The following is a 22,294-nucleotide window of genomic DNA, read 5'->3' as shown; positions in this document are numbered from 1 at the left end:
GGATGGTGCGAAGCACCAGACCCGGAATCTCGAGATTCCGGGTTCGCGCTGCGCGCGCCCCGGAATGACGGTGCGTTACCTCTCGTTCGTAAACACGATCGTGCCCGATGCCGCGAACATGCCGCCGACGCCATGGCACACCGAAATCTTCGCGTTCGGCACCTGCGCCGGCGCGATGCCGCGCATCTGGCGCACGCTCTCCTGGAGCGCGTACATGCCGTACATGCCCGAGTGCATGTAGGAGAGACCGCCGCCATTGGTGTTGAGCGGTAGCTTGGCCCCGGGCCGCGTGTTGCCGTCGGCGATGAACTTCCCCGTTTCCTCATGCGGCATGAAGCCGAGATCGCCGAGGCCGAACAGCGGCAGATGCGCGAACGCATCATAGATCATGAGATGATCGACGTCCTTGTGCGCGATGCCGGCTTCCTTGAACGCGAGGGGACCCGCGGTCTTGAACGCGCGCGAGGAATTAAACGTCTCCATCTGGCTGACCATCGGCGTTTCCACGCTCTCGCCGGTGCCCATGATGTAGACGGGCTTGCGCGGGAAATCCCTGGCGCGGTCGGCCGAGGTCAGGATCAGGGCGCCGCCGCCGTCGGTGACGAGGCAGCATTGCAGCAGGCGGAACGGATAGGCGATCATGCGCGAATTGAGGACATCGGCGACCGTGATCGGGTCCTTCATCATCGCCCGCGGATTTTTCGCCGCCCATTCCCGCTGCACCACCGCGACCGCGGCAAGCTGCTCGTGGGTGATGCCATAGGTCTTCATGAAGCGCAGCACGGGGATCGGGAACATGCTGGGCGGGCCGTAGACGCCATAGGGGGCCTCGAACTGCCCGTTGAGGCTGTCCGCCGGCGTCGAGCGCGGCAGCTTGCCGATCATCGATTTGCCGCTCTCGGCATGGGTAATCAGCACGGTCTTGCACAGGCCGGCCTCGATCGCCGCGGCGGCATGACGAACATGCAGCATGAAGGAGCAGCCGCCGACCGAGGTGCCGTCCACCCAGGTAGGCCTAATGCCGAGATAGTGGCAGACCTGCTGCGGCGTTTCGACCGCTGTGGCAAAGCCGTCGATGTCGGAGAGTTTTAGCCCGGCATCGGCGATGGCGTTGAGCGCGGCGTCCGCGTGAAGCTGGAGCTGCGAGGCGTTGGGGACGATTCCGAGCTCGGTGGTCTCGGCCGCGCCGACGACGGCAACCTGGTTGCTACGCATGGCTTACCCCTTCGCCGGACGGAAGACGGGAAGGGTGATCTTGTCGTCGAGCTCCTGGAAGGCGACCTCGAGCTTCATGTCGAGTTCGAGCGCTTCCGGGGTCTGCGGGCAGTCAATGATGTTGCTCATCATCCGCGGCCCCTCGGCAAGCTCCACTACGGCGATCGCATAAGGCGGCGTGAAGCCGGGCGCGGCAGGACGGTGGTTGATCACGTAGCTGTAGAGGAAACCCTTGCCGCTCGCCTTGAAGATGCTGACCTTGCGCGTGGCGCAGGACGGGCAGAACGGGCGCGGCGGGAAGTAGACATGCGCGCAGGCGTCGCAGCGCTGCAGGCGCAGTTCGCCCGCTTTCGTGCCGTCCCAGAAATGCTGGGTCTCCGGCGTCGGTTTCGGTCGTGCGCGCTGCGGTTCGGCCATGTCGGCGGGTCCTCCCGGGCGGCAGGCCTTTGTGCCTGCCTGCTTCGACCTTGATGCGACAATCGACCATCGCGCGTCAACGGTCCAGCAATGCGCATGCATGCCATCATGCGCACAATGCTTGTGTCGAACTGAAGCAGCGCTATAGATTGCGCGCGCAAATATTCCGTGAGACAGACATGCCCGATTTTCCGACACTGGCGAAGCTCTCCGACGACCTCGAAAGCGGCCGCACCACCTCCCGCAAGCTGGTCGAGGCCTGTCTCGCCAGGATCGCCGACCCCGCCGGCGAGGGCCAGCGCACCTTCATCCACGTCGACAAAGACGCCGCGCTCGCGGCGGCGGATGCGATGGACGCCTTGCGCAAGGTCAAGGCCGCACCGTCGCGCTATGCCGGCATCCCGATCTCGATCAAGGACCTCTTCGACATCAAGGGCCAGGTGACGCGCGCCGGCTCCCGCGCGCTCGACGATTCCCCGGCGGCCGAGCACGACGCCGCGACGGTCGAGCGGCTGCGCAAGGCCGGCTTCGTCCTGATCGGCCGCACCAACATGACCGAGTTCGCCTATTCCGGCATCGGCATCAATCCGCATTACGGCACGCCGAAGGGCGCCTGGAACCGGGCCGAGGGCCACGTGCCGGGCGGCTCGTCCTCGGGCGCGGCGGTCTCCGTGCTCGACGGCATGGCGCATGGCGCGCTCGGCACCGACACCGGCGGCTCCTGCCGCATTCCGGCGGCCTTCAACGGCATCGTCGGCTACAAGCCGACGCAGCGTCGCGTGCCGCTCGACGGCGCGGTGCCGCTGTCGTTCTCGCTCGACAGCATCGGACCGCTGGCGCGATCGGTCAGCTGCTGTGCCATACTCGACGCGGTGCTCGCGAACGAGCCGGTCGTCGCGCTGAGGCCGCGCCCGGTGAAGGGCATGCGGCTGGCGGTGCCGACCACGATCGCGCTCGACGACCTCGACAAGGCTGTGGCCGAGACGTTCGAGCGCGCGCTGAAAACGCTGGCCGATCACGGCGCCATCATCGAGCGCATCGAGATGGCTGAATTCCACGATATCGGCCCGATGAACGCCAAGGGCGGCTTTGCCGCGTCCGAGAGCTACGCCTGGCACCGCTATCTCATCACGACCAAGGGGGACGTCTATGATCCCCGCGTATCCGTGCGCATCATGCGCGGCGAGGCGCAGAGCGCGGCGGATTACATCGATCTTCTCAACGAGCGCCGCTCGCTGATCGCCCGCGTCAATGCGCACATCGCCCCCTATGACGCCTTGGTGCTGCCGACCACCGCCAACACCCCGCCGAAGATCGCCGACCTTGCCGACGACAAGGCGTTCACCACCCAGAACCTGCGCGCGCTGCGCAACTGCACCCTGATCAACATGATCGACGGCTGCGCCATCTCGCTGCCCGCACATCGCGAGGGCGACGTTCCCGTCGGCCTGATGCTGGCGGGTGCGGGCGGATCGGACCGCCGTATCTTTGAACTTGCTGCCGGCATGGAGGCCGTAATTCGTGTTTGACCTGACTTTCACCGTCGATGCCCAGGACGCCACCACGCCGCTGACGCTGGCGATCGACCAGATGGTCATCGCCGGCTGGACCGGCCGCGATCCCGTCGCGCGCGACAAGCACATCGCCGAGCTGCAAGAGATGGGCATCGCCCCGCCGGCCTCGACCCCGATCTACTACCGCGCCTCGGCGCGGAGGCTGACCATGGAAGACCGCATCGAGTGCTGCGGCGGCGACTCGTCCGGCGAGGTCGAGTTCGTGCTGATCGGCTGGCAGGGCCGCATCTTCGTCGGCTGCGGCTCCGATCACACCGACCGCAAGGTCGAGGCCTACAACGTCACAGTCTCCAAGCAGATGTGCGACAAGCCGATCGCCTCGACGCTGTGGGAGCTCGAGGACGTCATCGGCCATTGGGACAAGATGATCCTGCGCTCCTATGCCACCATCAAGGGCGAGCGCGTGCTCTACCAGGAGGGCACGCTCGACGCGATGCTCCCCGTCGCCGACCTGATCGCGCGCGGCTTCGACGGCACCAGGTTCCCCGACGGCTGCGCCATGTTCGGCGGCACGTTTGCGGCCAAAGGTGGCATCCGCCCCGCCGACCGGTTCGACTTCGAGCTGGAAGACCCCGTGCTGAAGCGGACGATCAGGCATGGGTACGACGTGGTGACGTTGCCGGTAAGGGGCTGAAGGCTCTCGAGCGTCATTGCGAGGAGCCCTTGCGACGAAGCAATCCAGACTGGTTCCCCGGTGGGATTCTGGATTGCTTGGCTGTGCTCGCAATGACGGGGAGGCAGTCGGAAATCGGGTGGTTACGGTCGTCAGGACTTGCGACACAACCTCCGTCATTCCGGGGCGCGACGACGTCGCGAGCCCGGAATCCATTCATCCGCAGTCTCTGCGGCTTGATGGATTCCGGGCTCGCGCCCAAGAGGGCGCGCCCCGGAATGACGGATGTGGATAGGATGAGCCATGGGCGTCGCCAAACGTATTGCCGCAACTGAATCCGGAACTGACGTTGCCTCCCAGGTCGATGCCCTCGACTGGCCCCAGATCACCGGAGACCTCGATACCCAGGGCTGCGCCGTCCTCAAGGGCCTGCTCAGCCCGGACCAATGCCGCGCCATCGCCGCGCTCTATCTCGATGACGCGCACTTCCGCAGCCGCATCGTCATGGGCCGCCACGGCTTTGGCCGCGGCGAGTACAAGTACTTCTCCTATCCGCTGCCTGATCTCATCGCGCAGCTGCGCCCGGCGCTCTATGCGCACCTGCAAGGCGTCGCCAATCGCTGGAACGAAGCGATGGGGATTGACATTCGCTACCCCGCCGCGCACGCGGCGTTCCTGAAGCGTTGCCACGAGGCGGGGCAGGCGCGGCCGACGCCGCTGCTGCTGCAATACGAGGCGGGCGACTACAACTGCCTGCACCAGGACCTCTATGGCGAGCACGTGTTCCCGCTCCAGGTCGCGATCCTGCTCTCCGAGCCCGGACGCGATTTCACCGGCGGCGAGTTCGTGCTGACCGAGCAGCGCCCGCGCATGCAGTCCCGCGCCGAGGTGGTGCCGCTGGCGCAGGGCGACGCCGTCGCTTTCGCTGTGCATCACCGTCCGGTGCAAGGGACACGCGGCACCTACCGGGTTAACCTCCGCCATGGCGTCAGCCGCATCAGGTCCGGCCAACGCCACACGCTGGGTGTGATTTTTCATGATGCCAAATGAGCGCAGGCGTTGACGGCGGATTTGTTTGATAGCGTCGCCGAGGCGCAGCCCTCGCGCGAGGAGATCGCCGACGGCGCCGTCTTGCTGCGCGGCTTCGTCAGGCCGATCGAGAGCGAGCTGATTGCCGCCGCGCGCGCGATCGTGGCGCAATCGCCATTCCGGCGGATGACCACGCCCGGTGGCTATCAGATGTCCGTGGCGATGACCAATTGCGGTGAGCGCGGTTGGATCACCGATCACACCGGCTATCGCTACGATCCGGTCGATCCGCGAACCGGCGTGCCGTGGCCCGCGATGCCGCCGGCGTTTCGCGATCTGGCGCGCCGCGCTGCGGAGCAGGGCGGCTTCACGGGCTTTGCGCCCGATGCCTGCCTCGTCAATCGCTACGAGCCCGGCACGCGGCTGTCGCTGCATCAGGACAAGGACGAGCTGGACTACGCCGCCCCGATCGTCTCGGTCTCGCTCGGGCTGCCCGCGACCTTCCTGTTCGGCGGCATGGCGCGCAGCGACAAGCCGCGCCGTTTCCGGCTCGTCCATGGCGACGTCGTGGTCTGGGGCGGGGCTAGCCGGCTCGCCTATCACGGCGTGGCGCCGCTCGCCGACGGCGAGCACGCGCTGCTCGGACGGCAGCGCATCAATCTGACCTTCCGCAAGGTGCTCTGAAGCATTTCCTTAGGGCCAGTCTGTCGTCTAAGCTTCGGCGAGGGGGAGGCGGCGACATGACCACTGCACAGGTCTCGACTGGCGCGAGCGCAAACGCGGCTCGCACGGGACTTTATCTTGCCGTGCTGCAATTGGTGTTCACACTGGGCTGGACGACCTACGTCGTCTACCTGCCAAGGCTCGCGGCGGATGTCGGCCTCGCGCCGGCGGTCGTGATTTTCATCCTGATGCTGGACCAGGCCATCTTCACCATCGCCGATACCGCGATGGGGATTGCGGCCGACAGGATCGCGCCCGTCGTCGGGCGGCTCGGCCTGTTCGTCGGCGTGCTGGCGGCGATCTCCTGCGCGGCCTTCGTCGCGCTGCCTTTCGTGGCCGGGATCGGCGCGGGTGCGCAGGTAGGGTTGATCGCGCTGATCGTGGTCTGGTCGGTCACGTCGTCGGCCCTGCGCGCGCCGCCGCTGACCTTGCTCGGCAAGTACCGCGCCAGGCCGCAGGTGCCGTTTCTCGCGGCGCTGGCCATGCTGGGCTATGGCCTCTCCGGCGCCGTCTCGCCCTATCTCGGCGTGATGCTGCGCGCGCACGACGCGCGGCTGCCCTTCGTGATCTCCGGCGCGGTGCTGCTGCTGACGGCGCTCGGGCTGTCGCGGATCGAGTACGATGTGGCGCGCGACACCTCGCCGCCGACGCCGGCCGAGGCGGCCAAGCCGCTGGGCCTGGTGCCGATCGCCTTCATCGTCGCGATGGTGGCGCTCGCGCTCGGCTATCAGTTGCACTTCGCCATGAACAGCGCGCCGTTCTATCTGCGGTTCGCCAAGCCGGACGAGCTGCAGTGGCTGATGCCGGTGTTCTGGATCGGCTTCAACATCGCGATGTTTCCGGCGAGCCTCATCGTCAAGCACCGCGGCGGCCTGATCGTGATGGGCGCCGCCGGATTGCTTGGAGCGGTCGCGATCGCGGCAGCGGAGCTTGCCGGCAGCCTCAACACGCTGATCGCCGCGCAGTTTCTCGCCGGCGCGGCCTGGGGCTGCATGCTGATGAGCGCGATCTCGGCCGCGCTGGCGATCGGCTCGACCGGTGCGGAGGGGAAGGTCACCGGCCTCGTGTTCTCGGCGCTGGCGCTCGGCACCTTCGCGCGGATGGCGGCGGTCGCCGGCGGCTTGCAGAAAATGCCCGAGTACGCGCCGCTGCTGCACTGGGCCCCGGTCGCCTGCTGGTCGGTCGCAGGCGCGGGCCTGTTGGTGATCGCGGCGGCGCGACTTCAGGGCGCGCCCGGCCTCAAGGCTTCGGCGGGTGGATGAACGCCCACGGGCTGACTTCGGAGTCCCGCGTCACCTCGACCGAGATCAGATACGGCCCGCCGTGGCTAAGCGCCTTCTCCATCGCCGCCTTGAACTGGTCCGGCGCGGTGACGCGCGCCGCCGCCACGCCAAAGGATTCGGCGAGCTTGACGAAATCCGGGTTGACGAGGTCGGACGCCACCACGCGGCCGTCGAAGCGCTCGCGCTGGTCGCGGCGGACATTGCCGTAGGCGTTGTTGTTGAACACCAGCGTCACCACGCCGATGTTGAACTGCACGGCGGTGGCAAGTTCCTGCACGCCGAACATGAAGCCGCCGTCGCCGGTGATCGCCACCACCGGCTTGTCCGGGTTCGCCACCTTGGCGCCGAGCGCGGTCGGAAAGCCGGAGCCGAGCGTGCCCTGATAGCCTGACGTGATGAAGGTGCGCGGCTCGTAGATCGGGAAGCCGTACCAGGAGGCGAAGCCGACTTGCGACAATTCATCGGTGACGATCGCGTTCGCCGGCAGCACCTCGCGCAGGATGTTGAGATACGCCATCTGCGGCTGGATGCGCTGAATTTCCTGCTGCGCCGCTGCGGTGACCTCGCGGATCGCGCCGCGGCGGCCGGTGGTCTTGCTGTAGCCCGCCTTGCTGACGGCGGCGGCGAGATCGGCGGTCGCCGCCTTGGCATCGGCGACGATGGCGGTGTCCGAGATGAAGCGCCGCATCTCGACCGGATCGATGTCGATGCGGATGCTCTTCAACCCGTCGGGGCGGTAGGGCCAGCGCGACATGGTCGGCAGCTCCAGCCGCGAGCCGATGCCGATCATGAGGTCGGTGTTCGGCCACAGCTTGTAGGCGGCGGCCATGGTGAGGCCGAGCTCGTGCGCATTGGAGACGATGCCGCGGCCGCTGCGGAACGCGACCACGGGCGCGTCGATCATCTCGGCGAGCTCGAGGATCTCCTCGCCTGCGTCGATCGCGCCGCTGCCGACGAAGATCATCGGCGCTTTGCTCGCCTTGATCAGCGCGGCCGCCTGCTTGATCATATCGGGGTCGGGAAGCGGTGCGGGCAGGGGCTCCAGCACCTGCGCCGCAGCCGTGTCCGCGCGCTGGGTGAAGATATCCCAGGGCATTTCAACCGAGGCGGGCCCGCGCCGTCCCGATGCCATCTCCTGGAAGGCGCGCGCCACGGTGGTTGGCGCGTTGCCGGGCGCTTCGATCCGGTCGGCCCATTTCACATAGGTGCGCAGGGTCGCGAGTTGGTCCGGCATTTCGTGCAGATGGCCGCGGCCTTTGCCCAAAAACTGCGTTGGCACCTGGCCGGTGACGCATAGCACCGGCTCGTTGCAGCCGTATGCGGTGAGCAGCGCCGCGCTGGCGTTGAGCACGCCGGGGCCGGGCACCACGCTGAACACGCCGGGCCTGCCGCTGGAGCGCGCATAACCGAACGCCATGTAGCCGCAGGCCTGCTCGTGCCGCGCGCCGATCACCTTGAGCTGCGCCTGGTGGAAGGCGTCGAACAGGCCATAGATTTGCGCGCCGGGCAGGCCGAACACGGTATCGACGCCATGGGCAACAAGGCCACTTACGATCGCTTCGCCGCCGGTGAGGGTGGTCATTCTGCTATTCCATTTCAATCGTTGGTCAGGCTTCGTCGACGACGCCGTTCCGCAGGCGCCCGATGCCCTCGGCTTCGATCTCGATCACATCGCCGGGCTTCAGGTATCGCGGCGGATCGAACCGCGCACCGGCGCCGGTCGGAGTGCCCGTGACGATGACATCGCCGGGAACGAGCGTTGCGAAGGTCGAGATATAGCTGATGAGATAGCGGAACGGAAACATCAGCCGGCTGGTACGGTCGTCCTGCCGCAGCTCGCCGTTGACATGTGTGGTGAGCCTGATGTCGGTGATCTGCGATTCCCGCATGTAAGGCACCAGCCACGGGCCGAGGCTGCCGCTGGAATCAAAATTCTTGCCCTGCGTGACGTTGAACTTGGCGTGGCGAAGCCAGTCGCGCACCGAGCCTTCATTGCAGAGCGTGAGGGCGGCGATGTGGTCGAGCGCCGTGCTTTCCGGAATGTGCCGGCCGGCTTTGCCGATCACCAGCACGATCTCGCCTTCATAGTCGAGCTGCGCGGAGGCACGCGGGCGCACCAGCGGCGTATCATGGCCCACGAACGAGCGGGGCGAGCGCATGAACATGCTCGGATATTTCGGCGCGTCCTGGCCGTCCTTGTACTCGGCATTGCGGTCGGGATAGTTGACGCCGATGCAGATGATCTTTTCCGGCGCAGGCACCGGCGGCAGCCAGGTGATCTCGCCGAGCGCGTGAACCGGCGTGCGGCCCGCGGCTTCCTCGGCAAGGCTGACGAGCTTTCCGGCGGCGATCACCTCGCGCAGCGTCGGATAATCCTTGGCGTAGCGCGCGGAGAGATCGACGATGCCGCCCTCGAGGACGGCGCCGTACCTGGGTTCACCCTTGACGGAATAGGTGGCGAGGCGAGGGAGCTTCATCGCTTAATCCGCCACCAGCACATCGGCGACGAATTTCGGCTCGCGCACGGTCTGGCCCGTGAAGGGTGAGCCTTGCTCGAACCAGGAGCGCGGGGCAGGTGCGCCCCACAACGTCTGGCGGCGCGGATCGCGCAGCGACCAGCGCAGCGGCTCGTGGTCGTGATCCCCGGTGAAATAGTCGCTGGTGTAGAGCTCGAGGCGGTGTCCATCGGGGTCGCGGACGTAGAGGAAGAACGCGTTCGAGATGCCGTGGCGTCCGGGGCCGCGCTCGATGTTCTTGACGAAGCCCGAGGAGGCCATGACATCGCAGAGATGGATGATGTTCATCGCCGTCGGCGTCCAATAGGCGAAGTGATGCAGCCGCGGCCCCTTGCCGTTGGTGATGGCGAAGTCGTGGACATTGCCCTTGCGATGCATCCAGGCGGCGGCGATGCGCCCGTTCGGCCCGTCTTCTTCCGCGTACTCGGTGAGGCGGAAGCCAAGCCGCGCATAGAAGTCCACGGTGTCCTGCACCTCGGCGGCGAAGACGTTGAAATGGTCGAGCCGCTGCGGGTGGCAGCCCCGGTAGAGGTCGTAGCGGCGAAGCAGATGCGGCCGCTTGTCCATCGCCGCATAGAGCTCGATCTGGAAGCCGAAGGGATCGGTGAATTGCAGGGTGCGGCCCTGGAAGGGCTGGTCGGCGAAGGCGTAGGCGAGGCTGTTCTCGGAGAGGAACGCGGCGGCCTTGTCGAGGTCTTTGTCGTTGCCGACCTTGAAGCCGAGCCGGGCGCAGGCGGGAGCCGCCGCCTTGCGCAGCACCAGCGAGTGATGCTGATGCTCCTCGGCGGCGCGCAAATACACCACCTTGTCGTCGGCATCCTCGACATGCAGGCCGACGGTGGTCTCGTAGAACGCGCGGCTGAGCTTCAGATCGGTCACGTCGAGCACGACGTGGCTCGAACGGATGATGTTGAAGGGCGGCTCGAAGATATGTTGCGGTACCGGCATTGGCGTTTCCCCTCGGTCCTGTCATTGCGGGGCGGCTCGCAGAGCCGAACCCGGAATCCATCGCGCAGCAGAGTTGGTGGATGAATGGATTCCGGGCTCGCGCCTTGCGCGCCCCGGAATGACCGTTTCCCTAAATTCCCAGTTTCTGAATCTTGTGCGTGCCCCGCGCCAGCGAAACGTGCTTGGTTTCCATGTAGAAGTCGAACGAATAGTCGCCGCCGTCGCGGCCAATGCCTGAGGCCTTCATGCCGCCGAACGGCGTCGGCAGATGGCGGACGTTCTCCGAGTTCAGCCAGATCATGCCGGCCTCCAGCGCGTCGGCGACGCGCAATGCGCGGCCGACGTCGTTGGTCCAGACATAGCCGGTCAGGCCATAGCGGATGTCGTTGGCGACCTCGATCGCGTCGGCTTCGTCCTTGAAGGGCAGCACGGTGAGGAACGGGCCGAACACCTCTTCCTGCGCGACGCGCATCTTGCCATGCGCGCCGGTGACCAGCGTCGGCTCGACATAATGTCCGCCGCCGGGGCCGTCATAGGCCTTGCCGCCGACCGCAATCGTTGCGCCGTCCTTCCGCGCGACGTCGAAATAGGAGCAGACCTTTGCGAGGTGCCGCTCGTGGATCAGCGGTCCGATCTCGGTTGAGGGATCGAGGGGATGGCCGACCTTCAGCGCCTTCACGCGCGCGGTCAGCTTCTCCACGAACTTTTCCGCGATGCTTTGCTGAATCAGCAGCCGGCTGGACGAGGTGCAGCGCTCGCCATTGAGCGAGTAGATCATGAACACGACGGCATCGAGCGCGCGGTCGAGATCGGCATCGTCGAACACGATCACCGGGTTCTTGCCGCCGAGCTCGAAATGCACGCGCTTCAAGGTCGGTGCACCCTGAACCATGATTGCCGAGCCGGTCGCGCTCTCGCCGACGAAGCCGATCGCCTTGATGGCGGGATGCTCGGTCAGCGCCTTGCCGGCCTCTTCACCGAAGCCGTGCACGGTGTTGAGCACGCCGTCGGGGACGCCGGCTTCCTTGACAAGTCTTGCGAGAATGGCGGCCGTCGCTGGCGACCACTCCGCCGGCTTGTGCACGACGGTGCAGCCGGCGGCCAGCGCAGGGGCGATCTTCCAGGTCGAGAGCATGAACGGCGTGTTCCACGGCGTGATCACGCCGACCGGGCCGATCGGCACGCGGGTCGAGACGTTCCAGTGCTCATCGCTCGGCGTGTTCTGGCCGTCGCGGGCTTCCGCGCATTTGTCGGCGAAGAAACGAAAATTCTCGGCGGCGCGGATCGCGGCCTTGGCCATGAAGCGATAGGCCTGCCCGGTGTCGATGCATTCCAGCACGGCGATGTCGTCGGCATTGTCCTCGATGGCATCAGCCACGCGATGCAGCAGCTTCTTCCGCATCGCGGGCCCCATCTCGCGCCACGACTTGAAGGCGAGCGCTGCGGCGGTTGCCGCGCGATCGATATCCTCGGCATTGCCGCGCGCAACGCTCGCGAGCACAGCGCCATCGACCGGCGACTTGGTCTCGAAGGTCTCGCCTGAAATCGAGGGGACGATCTTGCCGTCGATCATGTGGCCGATGCCGTCGGCGCGCAGCGTCTTCAAGAGCGGCGCGACGCGGTCGCGGTTGGCCTGGAACACATCGGCTTTCGGCGTGGGCTTATCCATGGGTGGCCTCCACTTTCAGGGCGTCGTGGATGTTGTTGCGCTTCCAGCTGGTGTCCTTGTCGTTGATCTGCATATCGAACGAGAGGGCGAACTTGCTGGCGGCGAAGACGGGATCGAGATGCCGCGAGAGGGCCTGGAAGACGTGCTCGCCGGCTGTCTTGCGGGTGGGGAGGTCGCGGCCCTCACCGATGCGCAGCACCATGTCGAGAAAGCCGTAGTCCTGCCTGCTATCCGCGATCGCATAATGCTCACACCTGACAGCGCGGACGCGGATGCCCCCGAGCGGGAAGATGCCGGTCTCCACCGCCGCCTTGCGCACCACTTCGCAGACCGCGCCGATGTCGAGGCGGCCGTCGAGATTGGCCGAATACTCGATCGTGAAATGCGGCATGGCGGTTTCACTCCCTGTCTTTTTTGTTCGCCTAGGCGAAGTAGCAGCTCACCGAGCCGTAGGCGCCATAATCGGCCTGAATTGTGTCGCCCTTGCGGGTCTCGATCGGACGGATGAAGGAGCCGGCGAGCACGACCTGGCCGGGCTCCAGCGCAAGGCCGAGCGGCGCGATCTTGTTGGCAAGCCAGGCGACGGCGGTGGCGGGATGATTGAGCACGCCCGCGGCAAGGCCGGTCTCTTCCAACTGGCCGTTCTTGAAACACAGCGCGCCGATCCAGCGCAGATCGGCCTCCAGCGGGCGGATCGGCCGGCCGCCGAGCACGATGCCGGCATTCGCCGCATTGTCGGCGATGGTGTCGAAGATTTTTCGCGTCGCTTTGGTCTTGGGATCAACGCGCTCGATCCGCGTGTCCAGGATCTCCAGTGCCGGCACCACGAAGTCGGTAGCGTTGAGCACGTCGAACATCGTGCAGTCGGGGCCGGCGAGGCGCTTGCTCATGACGAAGGCGAGCTCGGCCTCGACGCGCGTCGCGATGAAGCGCTCGGTCGGAATGATCCCGCCGTCGGCGAAGAACATGTCGTCGAGCAGCACGCCGGAATCCGGCTCGTCGATGTTGAGCGCACTCTGCATCGCCTTCGAGGTCAGGCCGATCTTGTGGCCCTTGACGAGGCGCCCCTCGGCGATCTTGACGTCGACCCAGGCCTTCTGAATCGCGTAGGCGTCAGCGATGGTGATGCCAGGGAAATCCTGCGAGAGCTGCCGGATCTGCGTGCGGGTCTTCTCCGCCTGGTGCAGACGTCTCGCGCAAGCTTGGATATCGTCGTTGGAAAGCGCCATCTGTGATCTGACAAATCGTGGTGCGGGGAGATACTTAACATGTTAAGTGAATGCGTCAAACAGAATCTGACCTTGCTGCACTGCAAACATTTTGCGGCTTGAAAGGGCGTCATGACGAAGAGACCGGCTGATCCCGCCAACGCTAGCGCGCCTGCCGCACGGCAGGTTCCGATGCGCGATTTCTCGCGCTCGCTGCCGATGTCGCTCTTGCGCGCGCGAGAGGCGGTGATGCGGCAGTTTCGTCCCTCGCTGCGTGAGCACGGTTTGACCGAGCAGCAATGGCGCATCCTGCGTGCGCTGGCGGCCATCGACGCCGCAGAGGTCACGGAACTCGCGCGCACGGCGTTTCTGCTCGGGCCGAGCCTGTCACGCATCCTGCGCGATCTCGAGGCGCGCAACCTGATCGAGCGCAAGACCGCGAAGGCGGACCAGCGCCGCAGCATGGTCTCGATCTCGAAGGAGGGCGTGAAGCTGATGGCCTCCGTCGCGCCGACGTCGGAGGCGATCTACGCCGAGATCACCAGCCGCTTCGGCGCCCGCAAGCTCGCCGAATTGCAGGAGATGCTCGGCGAACTCGAACAGAGTCTTGCGGGGCTCGGCGCCGGCAACGAGGCAAGTGCCGAGGAGTGAGGGCCGGGGGCGCGCTGACCGGAACCGGGGCCACCTCCTGCGGCCGGCGCTTTGCCGACCGCATGCTGGCCTTCCCTGTCGATCCCCAAGGTGGTCGATACCTACCATGTGTTCGATGCAGAGGTCTTGCGCCATGTCGACTTCAAGCCGGTAGCAGGGCTCGATCAGGTGCTGATTCCCGGCGATCCCGGGCGGAAAACCCGCATCCAGCGCACCCAAAACGGCATCCCCTTGCCGGATGACACCCGGGCGGCGATAGTGAATACCGCCCGCGAGGTCGGCGTCAGCGAAGGCAGCATCCAGAGGGCGACTGCATAGGTCTTGCGTCATTGCGAGCGTAGCGCGGCGCTCCGGTTCGCGCTAACAGCGGGGCCGTGCTGTCGCGGCGCTCGTCATGGTGACGACGGCCCAAACAACAAAGAAGGAAGGCAACGTGGCGAACAAGGTCAAGGAAATCTGGAAGTCGGGCAAGGCCGTGGTCAACGCGTGGCTCGCGATTCCCTCCGGCTTCTCGGCCGAGATGATCGCGCAATGCGGCTTCGACAGCGTCACGGTCGACATGCAGCACGGCGTGCAAGACTATCTGTCGATGGTGCAGTGCTTCCAGGCCATGGACAAGCATCCGGTGACCCCGATGGTCCGCGTGCCCTGGAACGAGCCCGGCATCATCGGCAAGGTGCTCGACGGCGGCGCCTATGGCGTGATCTGCCCGATGGTCAACACGCCGCAGGAGGCCAGGAACCTCGTTTCCTATTCGAAATATCCACCGCAGGGCGTCCGCTCCAACGGCCCGATCCGCGCCGGCATGTACGGCACCGCGGGCTCCTACCAGAAGACGGCGAACGCCGACACCATTCTGCTGCCGATGATGGAGACCAAAACCGCGGTCGAGAACATGGAAGCGATCCTCGACGTCGAGGGCATCGACGGCGTCTATATCGGCCCGTCCGATCTCGGCTTCTCCTACGGTCTCGAGCCGAAGCTCGACCGCAGCGAGCCGGAGATCCTCGCGATCTACGAGAAGATCATCAAGGAGTGCGGCAAGCGGGGCCTCAACCCGGGCATCCATTGCAGCGGCGCCGAAGGCGCGGCGCGCGCCATCAACATGGGCTTCAAGCTCGTGACGCTCTCGAACGAGGTCGGCCTGATGACCACCTATGCCAAGATGCAGGTGAATGCGACCCGCAAGGATTCGGGCGGCAAGGCCTAATCTCTCGTGTCCCGGACGCGATGCGGCGCCTAGCGCCGCTTCGCAGAGCCGGGACCCAGAAGCCAGTGAAGTACATGACGTAACAACTGGGCCCCGGATCTGCAGCGCACGGCTTCGCGCTGCGCAGCGTCCGGGGCACGATACGTTGAAGACCTAAGGAGACCTCTGATGACCATCAGCCCCGCCATCCGCCTGCATCCCGATGATGGCGTGCTGATCGCGCGCGCCAGCCTGCCGCCTGGAACAGCGGTGGCCGACGGCGTGACGACGGTCGAACGCATTCCCTCCGGCCACAAGGTCGCGATCAAGCCGATCGCGGTGGGCGAGCCGATCAAGCGCTACGGCCAGATCATCGGCTTTGCCACGGTGCCGATCGCGCCCGGCCAGCACGTGCACACCCAGAATTGCGGCATGGGCGATTTCGCCAAGGACTATGCCTATTGCGCCGACGTCAAGCCGACGCCGAACTTCGACCTGCCGGCGACCTTCGAAGGCATCCGCCGCCCGGACGGCCGCGTCGCCACGCGCAACTATATCGGCATCCTCACTTCGGTGAATTGCAGCGCGCATGTCGCGAGCCTCGTCGCCGACGTCTTCAAGAAGAACCCCTTCAGCGGCGACAACCCGCTGGCCGATTTCCCCAACGTCGACGGCGTGGTCGCGCTGACGCACAAGACCGGCTGCGGCATGACGCAGAACGAGCCGCTGGCGCTGCTCCGCCGCACGCTCGGCGGCTACGCGCGCCACGTCAATTTCTCCCACGTCATCGTGCTCGGCCTCGGCTGCGAGGTGAACCAGATCGGCGGCCTGATGGAGGAGCAGAAGCTCGCCGGCCGCCTGCGCGCGATGGACATCCAGGAGGTCGGCGGCACCCGCAAGACGGTGGAGGCGGGAATTGCCTTCGTGCGCGAGGCGCTCGCCGACGCCAACAAGGTGAAGCGCGAAACGGTGCCGGCAAGCGAGCTCACCGTGGCCCTGCAATGCGGCGGCTCCGACGGCTATTCCGGAGTATCAGCCAATCCGGCACTGGGCGCCGCCAGCGATCTCATCGTGCGTCACGGCGGCACCGTGATCCTGTCGGAGACGCCGGAGACCTACGGCGCCGAGCACCTGCTCACCCGCCGCGCCGTCAGCCGCGAGGTCGGCGAGAAGCTGGTCGATCTCATGCGCTGGTGGGACGCCTACACCGAGCGCGAAGGCGCCGAGATGAACGCCAATCCGAGCCCCGGCAACAAGGCCGGCGGCCTCACCACCATCCTGGAAAAGTCGCTCGGCGCGATGGCCAAGGCCGGCACCACCAACCTCGTCGAGGTGCTGCGCTACGCCGAGCCCATCACCAAGAAGGGTTTCGTGTTCATGGACACGCCCGGCTACGATCCCGTCGCGGCGACCGGGCAGGTCGCCGGCGGCGCCAATCTGGTCTGCTTCACCACCGGCCGCGGCAGCGTGTTCGGCTGCAAGCCGGCGCCGTCGATCAAGCTCGCCACCAACACGCCCATGTACAAGCGCATGGAAGAGGACATGGACGTCAATTGCGGCACCATCCTCGAGGGCGAGGAGAGCGTCGAGCAATGCGGCCAGCGCATCTTCGAGCTCATCCTCAAGACGGCCTCGGGACAGCCGACCAAGAGCGAGAGCTTCGATTTCGGCGGCGCCGAGTTCGCGCCCTGGGTGCTGGGCGCGACGATGTAGCGGTGCTGATGCACCTCGCTGCAGGACGCGGACACCTAAGTAGTCATACGTAGGTGTCATATGACCGCAGGAGCTCCTGCGGTCACTCGGGATTAACATTTCGCACCGTAATCGTGAGGTGATGCGGGCGACTCCTTCGAGGGCGCCGCCCTTCGTGAGGATTCGTCAACGATGACGCGTGCGATACGGCCGACTGGCGTGGAAAATCTCCTCGGTGAGGAGGAGCTGATCGTATCGAAGACCGACCTCAAGGGCCGCATCACCTACGCCAACGACATTTTCATCCGCATGGCGAAATACAGCTATGCCGAGCTGATGGGCGCCCCCCATAGCCTGATCCGCCACCCCGACATGCCGCGCTGCGTCTTCAAGCTACTCTGGGACACGCTTCAGTCCAAGCAGGAGATCTTCGCCTACGTCGTCAACCTGGCGAAGGACGGCAGTCATTACTGGGTGTTCGCCCACGTCACGCCGACGTTCGACGAACGCGGCAATATCGTCGGCTATCACTCCAACCGTCGCAAACCGGATCCGGCGCAGGTCGAGCGCATCAAGCCGATCTACAAGACGCTGTGCGCGGAAGAAGCGCGGCATGCCAATGCCAAGGACGGCATGCATGCGAGCTTCGATGCGATGGTCGGCCTGCTCAAGCAACAGGGTGTCGGTTACGATGAATTTGTGCTCTCTCTCTAAGGCGCAGGGAGCGACCGCGCTCGCGTGTATCCTTGCCGTCGTTGCCTTCGGACTCTCGCTTCTCGGTGTGACTGGAATCATCAGTGCGGCGCTGTCAGGCGCGACGGTCGCGCTGCTCGGCTATGCCGTCTGGTGCCAGCGTCGCACGGCGGTGGCCGTCGATGAGGTCGCGGATGTGTGCCGCAAGGCGGCGCGCGGCGATCTCGAGGCGCGCATCCTGAGCGACCGTCAGGCCGGGCGGATCGGCGCTATCCAGAAGTCGGTCAACGACATGCTCGACATCACCGACGCCTATCTGCGCGAAGCCTCGGCGTCGATGGAGTATGCCAGCCGCGGCAAGTATTTCCGCAAGATCCTGGCGCGCGGATTGCCCGGCTCGTTCCGCCGTTCGGCCGCCGTGATCAATTCCGGCACCGACAGTCTCGGCCGCAGGGTCGTCGAGATCGCGGACCTCGCACAGCAGTTCGGCACGCATCTCGACCAGGTGGCCGGCACCCTCATGGGTGCCGCGACCGATCTCGAATCCGACGCCGGCCAGATGGCGGCGGCGGCCGAGAAGACCAGCCGGCAGACCTCCGGCGTGCTCAGTGCGTCCGATCATGCCTCGCGCAACGTCGCCACCGTCGCCAGCGCAGCCGAACAGCTTGCGTCCTCGATTGCCGAGATCGGCCGTCAGGTGACCGGCTCGACCGCGAGCACCGGACGCGCCGTGAACGAAGCCAATCGCGCCGGCAGCGAGATCCGCACGCTTGCGGATGCGGCGATGCGGATCGGCGACGTCGTCAAGCTGATCAGCGAGATCGCCGAGCAGACCAACCTCCTGGCGCTCAACGCCACGATCGAGGCGGCGCGTGCGGGCGAGGCCGGTCGCGGCTTCGCAGTGGTGGCCTCCGAGGTCAAGAGCCTCGCCAACCAGACCGCGAAGGCGACCGAGGAGATCAGCGCCAAGGTCGGCGAGATGCAGCAATCGACGACCAATTCGGTCGCAGCGGTCGAGGCGATCGCGCAGACCATCGCCGAGATCGACGGGATCACCGCTTCGATCGCGACCGCGATCGAGCAGCAAGGTCTTGCCACCCGCGAGATCGCCCACAACGTCCAGGAGGCGTCGGCCGGCACCTCCCAGGTCTCCTCCAACGTGACAGGCATCAGCGAGGCCGCCGCCGACACGGGGCGGGTTGCAAGCCGCGTCAACAGCGCCTCCGAACGCGTCCATGGCGAGGTCGAGACGCTCAAGCGCGAGGTCACGCAGTTCCTGCAGCGGCTGACCTCGGCGGCGTAGCGTCACCCTACAAGAGGTCGTCATGCCCGGGCTTGTCCCGGGCATCCACGTTCGTAGGGTGGGCAAAGGCGATCTTGCGCCGTGCCCACCATCGATCCACACGACGAAAGCGGTGGGCACGCTTCGCTTCGCCCACCCTACGATACTGCCCGTGTAGCTCGGATTACGCTTCGCTCCGTCCAGGCCTACGGGGCAACGACGGATACTTCCTAGGCACGGTCTGCCCGTTGTTAGTGCTTGATCGCACTGGCGTCAGGTGTTCTGCTCAAAAAAGCTGCTGGAGCACCGTACCCCGTGTCGATCTACGTCGCGTTACACCACGTCACGCACTACAAATACGACCGCCCGATCGATCTTGGTCCGCAGACCATCCGTCTGCGGCCGGCGCCGCACACGCGCACGCCGATCCTGAGCTATTCGCTCAAGGTCACGCCGGCCAACCATTTCGTGAACTGGCAGCAGGATCCGCAGGGCAACTGGCTGGCGCGCTACGTTTTTCCGGAGAAGACGACCGAGCTGAAATTCGAGGTCGATTTCACGGCGCAGATGACCGTGGTCAACCCGTTCGACTTCTTCGTCGAGCCCTATGCCGACAGCTTCCCGTTCGAATATCCCAAGGACCTGAAGACGGAGCTGGCGCCCTATCTCGAGACCGTCAAGCCGGATCGCCTGTTCGCGAAATTTCTCGACACGATCCCGCATGAAGCCCCGAACACCGTCAACTTCCTGGTCGATCTCAATCGCGAGCTTCAGAAGCACGTCCGCTACATCATCCGCATGGAGCCCGGCGTGCAGACGCCGGAGGAGACGCTCTCCTCTGGCGCCGGCTCGTGCCGCGACTCCGCCTGGCTCCTGATCCAGACGCTGCGTCATCTCGGGCTCGCCGCCCGCTTCGTCTCCGGCTACCTGATCCAGATCCGTCCCGACATCGATCCGATCGAGGGACCGCCCGAGGTCGAGAACGACTTTACCGACCTGCACGCCTGGGCCGAGGTCTACCTGCCGGGCGCGGGCTGGATCGGGTTCGACGCCACCTCCGGCATGCTGGCGGGCGAGGGGCATATCCCGGTGGCCGCCACGCCGCATTATCGCTCGGCCGCGCCGATCTCCGGCGGTGCCGGCTTTGCCGAGGTCGAGTTCGCCTTCGACATGAGCGTGAAGCGCATCCGCGAGGCGCCGCGCATCACCAAGCCGTTCTCCGACGAATCCTGGGCGCGGCTCAACGATCTCGGCGAGCAGGTCGACGGCGATCTCGCGAGCGCGGACGTGCGGCTCACGATGGGCGGCGAGCCGACCTTCGTCTCGGTCGACGATCTCGAGGCGGGGGAGTGGAACACGGAGGCCGTCGGCCCGACCAAGCGCGCGCTCGGCGACGATCTGATCCGCCGCCTGCGCACGCGCTTCGCGCCGGGCGGGCTTCTGCATTACGGCCAGGGCAAATGGTACCCGGGCGAGAGCCTGCCGCGCTGGGCCTTCGGCCTCTATTGGCGCAAGGACGGTGTGCCGATCTGGAAGAATGTTGACCTGATCGCCAAGATCGAGAATCCGCGGCCGGCCCGGGCGAAGGACGCTGAGGCCTTCATGGAGGGCGCGGCGCTGCGGCTTGGGCTCGATCCCGGCTACATCATGCCGGCCTATGAAGACACCGCACTCTGGCTTCAGAAGGAGGCCGAGCTTCCCGTCAACGTCGATCCGACCGACTCCAAATTGTCCGATCCGGAGGCACGTGCGCGGATCGCGCGGGTGTTCGAGCAGGGACTCAACACCCCGCGCGGCTTCGTGCTGCCGGTGCAGCGCTGGAACGCGCCGCCGCGCTGGCGCAGCGAGCGCTGGACGTTGCGGCGCAATCATCTGTTCCTGACGCCGGGCGATTCCCCGCTCGGCCTGCGCCTGCCGATCGGTTCGCTCGGCTACGTCCCGCCGAACCAATATCCCTACATCATCGAGCGCGACCCGATGGAGGCGCGGGGCAAGCTGCCGGTGTTCACCCTCGCGGCGCGCCCGGAAGCGCCGCCGCGGGTCGCGCCCGAGCATCTCAACACGTCGATCCCGGTGCGCACCGCGATGTCGGTCGAGGTCCGCGACGGCGTGCTCTGCGCCTTCATGCCGCCGGTCGAGCGGATCGAGGATTATCTCGAACTCGTCGCGGCGCTCGAAGCGACCGCCGAGGAGATGCAGCTCCAGGTCCATGTCGAGGGCTATCCGCCGCCGTTCGACCCGCGCATCGAGGTCATCAAGGTGACGCCCGATCCCGGCGTCATCGAGATCAACATCCAGCCGGCCAAGAGCTGGCGCGACGCGGTCGACATCACCTCCGGCCTCTATGAGGACGCGGCGAAGGTTCGCCTCGGCGCCAACCGCTTCCTGGTGGACGGCCGCCACACCGGCACCGGCGGCGGCAATCACGTCGTGGTCGGCGGCTCCTCACCTCAGGACTCGCCGTTCCTGCGCCGGCCCGATCTGCTCAAGAGTCTGGTCTTGTACTGGCAGCGGCATCCGTCGCTGTCCTACTTCTTCTCCGGCCTCTTCATCGGCCCGACCAGCCAGGCGCCGCGCATCGACGAGGCCCGGCACGACAGCATCTACGAGCTCGAGATCGCGCTCTCGCACGTGCCGCCGCCGGGCTACCAGACGCCGCTGTGGCTGGTGGACCGGCTGTTCCGGCATCTGCTCGTCGACATCACCGGCAACACCCACCGCGCCGAGATCTGCATCGACAAGCTCTATTCGCCCGATGGTCCGACGGGGCGGCTCGGCCTCGTCGAATTCCGCGCGCTCGAAATGCCGCCCGATCCGCGCATGTCGCTAGCGCAGCAGCTCCTGATCCGCGCGCTGATCGCAAAGTTCTGGCGCGAGCCGCAGCAGGGCAAGTTCGTGCGCTGGGGCACGGCGCTGCATGACCGTTTCATGCTGCCGCATTTCATCTGGGAAGACTTCCTGGACGTGCTCTCCGAGCTGAAGCAGTTCGGCTATCCGTTCGAGCCGGAATGGTATCTGGCCCAGCTCGAATTCCGCTTCCCCGCCTTCGGCCGCGTCCATCATGGCGGCGTGACGCTGGAATTGCGCCAGGCGCTGGAGCCTTGGCATGTGCTCGGCGAGGAGGGGTCGGCCGGCGGCACCGTGCGCTATGTCGACTCGTCGGTCGAGCGCCTCCAGGTCAAGGCGGAGGGTTTCGTCGAGGGCCGCCACATCGTGACCTGCAACGGCCGCCGCCTGCCGATGACCTCGACCGGTCGCTCCTCGGAGGCCGTGGCCGGCGTCCGCTTCAAGGCCTGGCAGCCGGCCTCCGGCCTGCACCCGACCATTCCGGTTCACGCGCCCCTGACCTTCGACCTGATCGACACCTGGAACGGCCGCTCGCTCGGCGGCTGCGTCTATCACGTCGCCCATCCGGGCGGGCGCAGCTACGACACGAAGCCGGTCAACACCTATGAGGCCGAGGCGCGGCGGCTGGCGCGCTTCCAGGACCATGGCCATACGCCGGGGCCGATGCAGCCGCCGCCCGAGGAACGCACAAATGAGTTTCCGCTGACCCTCGACTTGCGAACCCCGCTCCTGCAATGAGTATGAG

General features: G+C 66.2%; 20 protein-coding genes. 12 read left to right on the top strand and 8 right to left on the bottom strand.

Features of this window, described 5'->3' with window-relative positions:
* Window positions 1–75: 75 nt before the first annotated feature.
* The gene (locus AB5K84_RS32330) at window positions 76–1,215 is read right to left on the bottom strand and encodes a thiolase C-terminal domain-containing protein (protein ID WP_011085742.1); all 1,140 of its coding nucleotides are present in this window, start codon (window positions 1,213–1,215) and stop codon (window positions 76–78) included.
* 3 nt (window positions 1,216–1,218) lie between these two features.
* A complete protein-coding gene (locus AB5K84_RS32325) occupies window positions 1,219–1,632 on the bottom strand; it encodes a Zn-ribbon domain-containing OB-fold protein (RefSeq protein ID WP_038965765.1) in 414 nt (137 codons plus the stop codon).
* A gap of 179 nt (window positions 1,633–1,811) precedes the next feature.
* Between AB5K84_RS32325 and AB5K84_RS32320 the strand changes: the two genes are divergently transcribed.
* The 5 genes from AB5K84_RS32320 (at window position 1,812) to AB5K84_RS32300 (ending at window position 6,833) form a co-directional block, all read left to right on the top strand.
* On the top strand, window positions 1,812–3,161 hold the full coding sequence (locus AB5K84_RS32320) for an amidase (RefSeq protein ID WP_011085744.1): 1,350 nt from the start codon (window positions 1,812–1,814) through the stop codon (window positions 3,159–3,161).
* Window positions 3,154–3,840: a DUF2848 domain-containing protein gene (locus AB5K84_RS32315; protein WP_011085745.1), complete on the top strand. Its 687-nt coding sequence runs from the start codon at window positions 3,154–3,156 to the stop codon at window positions 3,838–3,840. The genes AB5K84_RS32320 and AB5K84_RS32315 overlap by 8 nt, the downstream gene beginning before the upstream one ends.
* A 282-nt stretch (window positions 3,841–4,122) precedes the next feature.
* Window positions 4,123–4,869 carry a 2OG-Fe(II) oxygenase gene (locus AB5K84_RS32310; RefSeq protein WP_011085746.1) on the top strand — a complete coding sequence of 249 codons (747 nt, stop codon included), beginning with the start codon at window positions 4,123–4,125 and terminating at the stop codon, window positions 4,867–4,869.
* Between the two features lie 9 nt (window positions 4,870–4,878).
* Window positions 4,879–5,532 carry a DNA oxidative demethylase AlkB gene (alkB, locus tag AB5K84_RS32305; RefSeq protein WP_038965755.1) on the top strand — a complete coding sequence of 218 codons (654 nt, stop codon included), beginning with the start codon at window positions 4,879–4,881 and terminating at the stop codon, window positions 5,530–5,532.
* A gap of 56 nt (window positions 5,533–5,588) precedes the next feature.
* Window positions 5,589–6,833, top strand: a complete 1,245-nt coding sequence (locus tag AB5K84_RS32300) for an MFS transporter (protein WP_441232712.1) — start codon at window positions 5,589–5,591, stop codon at window positions 6,831–6,833.
* Here the strand turns inward: AB5K84_RS32300 and AB5K84_RS32295 are convergent.
* From AB5K84_RS32295 to hpaH, 6 genes are all read right to left on the bottom strand, one after another.
* The gene (locus AB5K84_RS32295; protein WP_011085749.1) at window positions 6,811–8,436 is read right to left on the bottom strand and encodes a thiamine pyrophosphate-dependent enzyme; all 1,626 of its coding nucleotides are present in this window, start codon (window positions 8,434–8,436) and stop codon (window positions 6,811–6,813) included. The two genes, AB5K84_RS32300 and AB5K84_RS32295, sit on opposite strands and share 23 nt — an antisense overlap.
* 25 nt (window positions 8,437–8,461) lie before the next feature.
* The gene (locus AB5K84_RS32290; protein WP_011085750.1) at window positions 8,462–9,331 is read right to left on the bottom strand and encodes a fumarylacetoacetate hydrolase family protein; all 870 of its coding nucleotides are present in this window, start codon (window positions 9,329–9,331) and stop codon (window positions 8,462–8,464) included.
* A gap of 3 nt (window positions 9,332–9,334) precedes the next feature.
* Window positions 9,335–10,318, bottom strand: a complete 984-nt coding sequence (hpaD, locus tag AB5K84_RS32285; protein ID WP_011085751.1) for a 3,4-dihydroxyphenylacetate 2,3-dioxygenase — start codon at window positions 10,316–10,318, stop codon at window positions 9,335–9,337.
* A gap of 130 nt (window positions 10,319–10,448) precedes the next feature.
* Window positions 10,449–11,987 carry a 5-carboxymethyl-2-hydroxymuconate semialdehyde dehydrogenase gene (gene hpaE, locus AB5K84_RS32280; protein ID WP_011085752.1) on the bottom strand — a complete coding sequence of 513 codons (1,539 nt, stop codon included), beginning with the start codon at window positions 11,985–11,987 and terminating at the stop codon, window positions 10,449–10,451.
* Entirely contained in the window at window positions 11,980–12,378 is a 399-nt protein-coding gene (locus AB5K84_RS32275; RefSeq protein ID WP_011085753.1) for a 5-carboxymethyl-2-hydroxymuconate Delta-isomerase, read from the bottom strand. The genes hpaE and AB5K84_RS32275 overlap by 8 nt, the downstream gene beginning before the upstream one ends.
* 31 nt (window positions 12,379–12,409) lie before the next feature.
* Entirely contained in the window at window positions 12,410–13,216 is an 807-nt protein-coding gene (hpaH, locus tag AB5K84_RS32270) for a 2-oxo-hept-4-ene-1,7-dioate hydratase (RefSeq protein WP_011085754.1), read from the bottom strand.
* 111 nt (window positions 13,217–13,327) lie between these two features.
* Between hpaH and hpaR the strand changes: the two genes are divergently transcribed.
* The 7 genes from hpaR (at window position 13,328) to AB5K84_RS32235 (ending at window position 22,287) form a co-directional block, all read left to right on the top strand.
* A complete protein-coding gene (hpaR, locus tag AB5K84_RS32265) occupies window positions 13,328–13,846 on the top strand; it encodes a homoprotocatechuate degradation operon regulator HpaR (RefSeq protein WP_011085755.1) in 519 nt (172 codons plus the stop codon).
* Window positions 13,847–13,936: 90 nt separating this feature from the next.
* The gene (locus tag AB5K84_RS32260; RefSeq protein ID WP_011085756.1) at window positions 13,937–14,164 is read left to right on the top strand and encodes a hypothetical protein; all 228 of its coding nucleotides are present in this window, start codon (window positions 13,937–13,939) and stop codon (window positions 14,162–14,164) included.
* A gap of 115 nt (window positions 14,165–14,279) precedes the next feature.
* A complete protein-coding gene (locus tag AB5K84_RS32255; protein ID WP_008549964.1) occupies window positions 14,280–15,056 on the top strand; it encodes an HpcH/HpaI aldolase family protein in 777 nt (258 codons plus the stop codon).
* Window positions 15,057–15,224: 168 nt separating this feature from the next.
* Window positions 15,225–16,748: a UxaA family hydrolase gene (locus tag AB5K84_RS32250; protein WP_011085758.1), complete on the top strand. Its 1,524-nt coding sequence runs from the start codon at window positions 15,225–15,227 to the stop codon at window positions 16,746–16,748.
* Between the two features lie 171 nt (window positions 16,749–16,919).
* Complete coding sequence (locus AB5K84_RS32245) at window positions 16,920–17,441, top strand: PAS domain-containing protein (protein ID WP_011085759.1); 522 nt, start codon at window positions 16,920–16,922, stop codon at window positions 17,439–17,441.
* The gene (locus tag AB5K84_RS32240; RefSeq protein ID WP_028172347.1) at window positions 17,419–18,723 is read left to right on the top strand and encodes a methyl-accepting chemotaxis protein; all 1,305 of its coding nucleotides are present in this window, start codon (window positions 17,419–17,421) and stop codon (window positions 18,721–18,723) included. The genes AB5K84_RS32245 and AB5K84_RS32240 overlap by 23 nt, the downstream gene beginning before the upstream one ends.
* A 294-nt stretch (window positions 18,724–19,017) precedes the next feature.
* The gene (locus AB5K84_RS32235; RefSeq protein ID WP_011085761.1) at window positions 19,018–22,287 is read left to right on the top strand and encodes a transglutaminase family protein; all 3,270 of its coding nucleotides are present in this window, start codon (window positions 19,018–19,020) and stop codon (window positions 22,285–22,287) included.
* The last annotated feature ends 7 nt before the right edge of the window (window positions 22,288–22,294 follow it).

The sequence above is a fragment of the Bradyrhizobium sp. 1200_D9_N1_1 genome (assembly GCF_052075915.1).
Lineage (GTDB): Bacteria > Pseudomonadota > Alphaproteobacteria > Rhizobiales > Xanthobacteraceae > Bradyrhizobium > Bradyrhizobium diazoefficiens.
The sequence above is the reverse complement of the archived record's forward strand: the minus strand, read 5'-3'. Positions and strand labels throughout refer to the sequence as shown.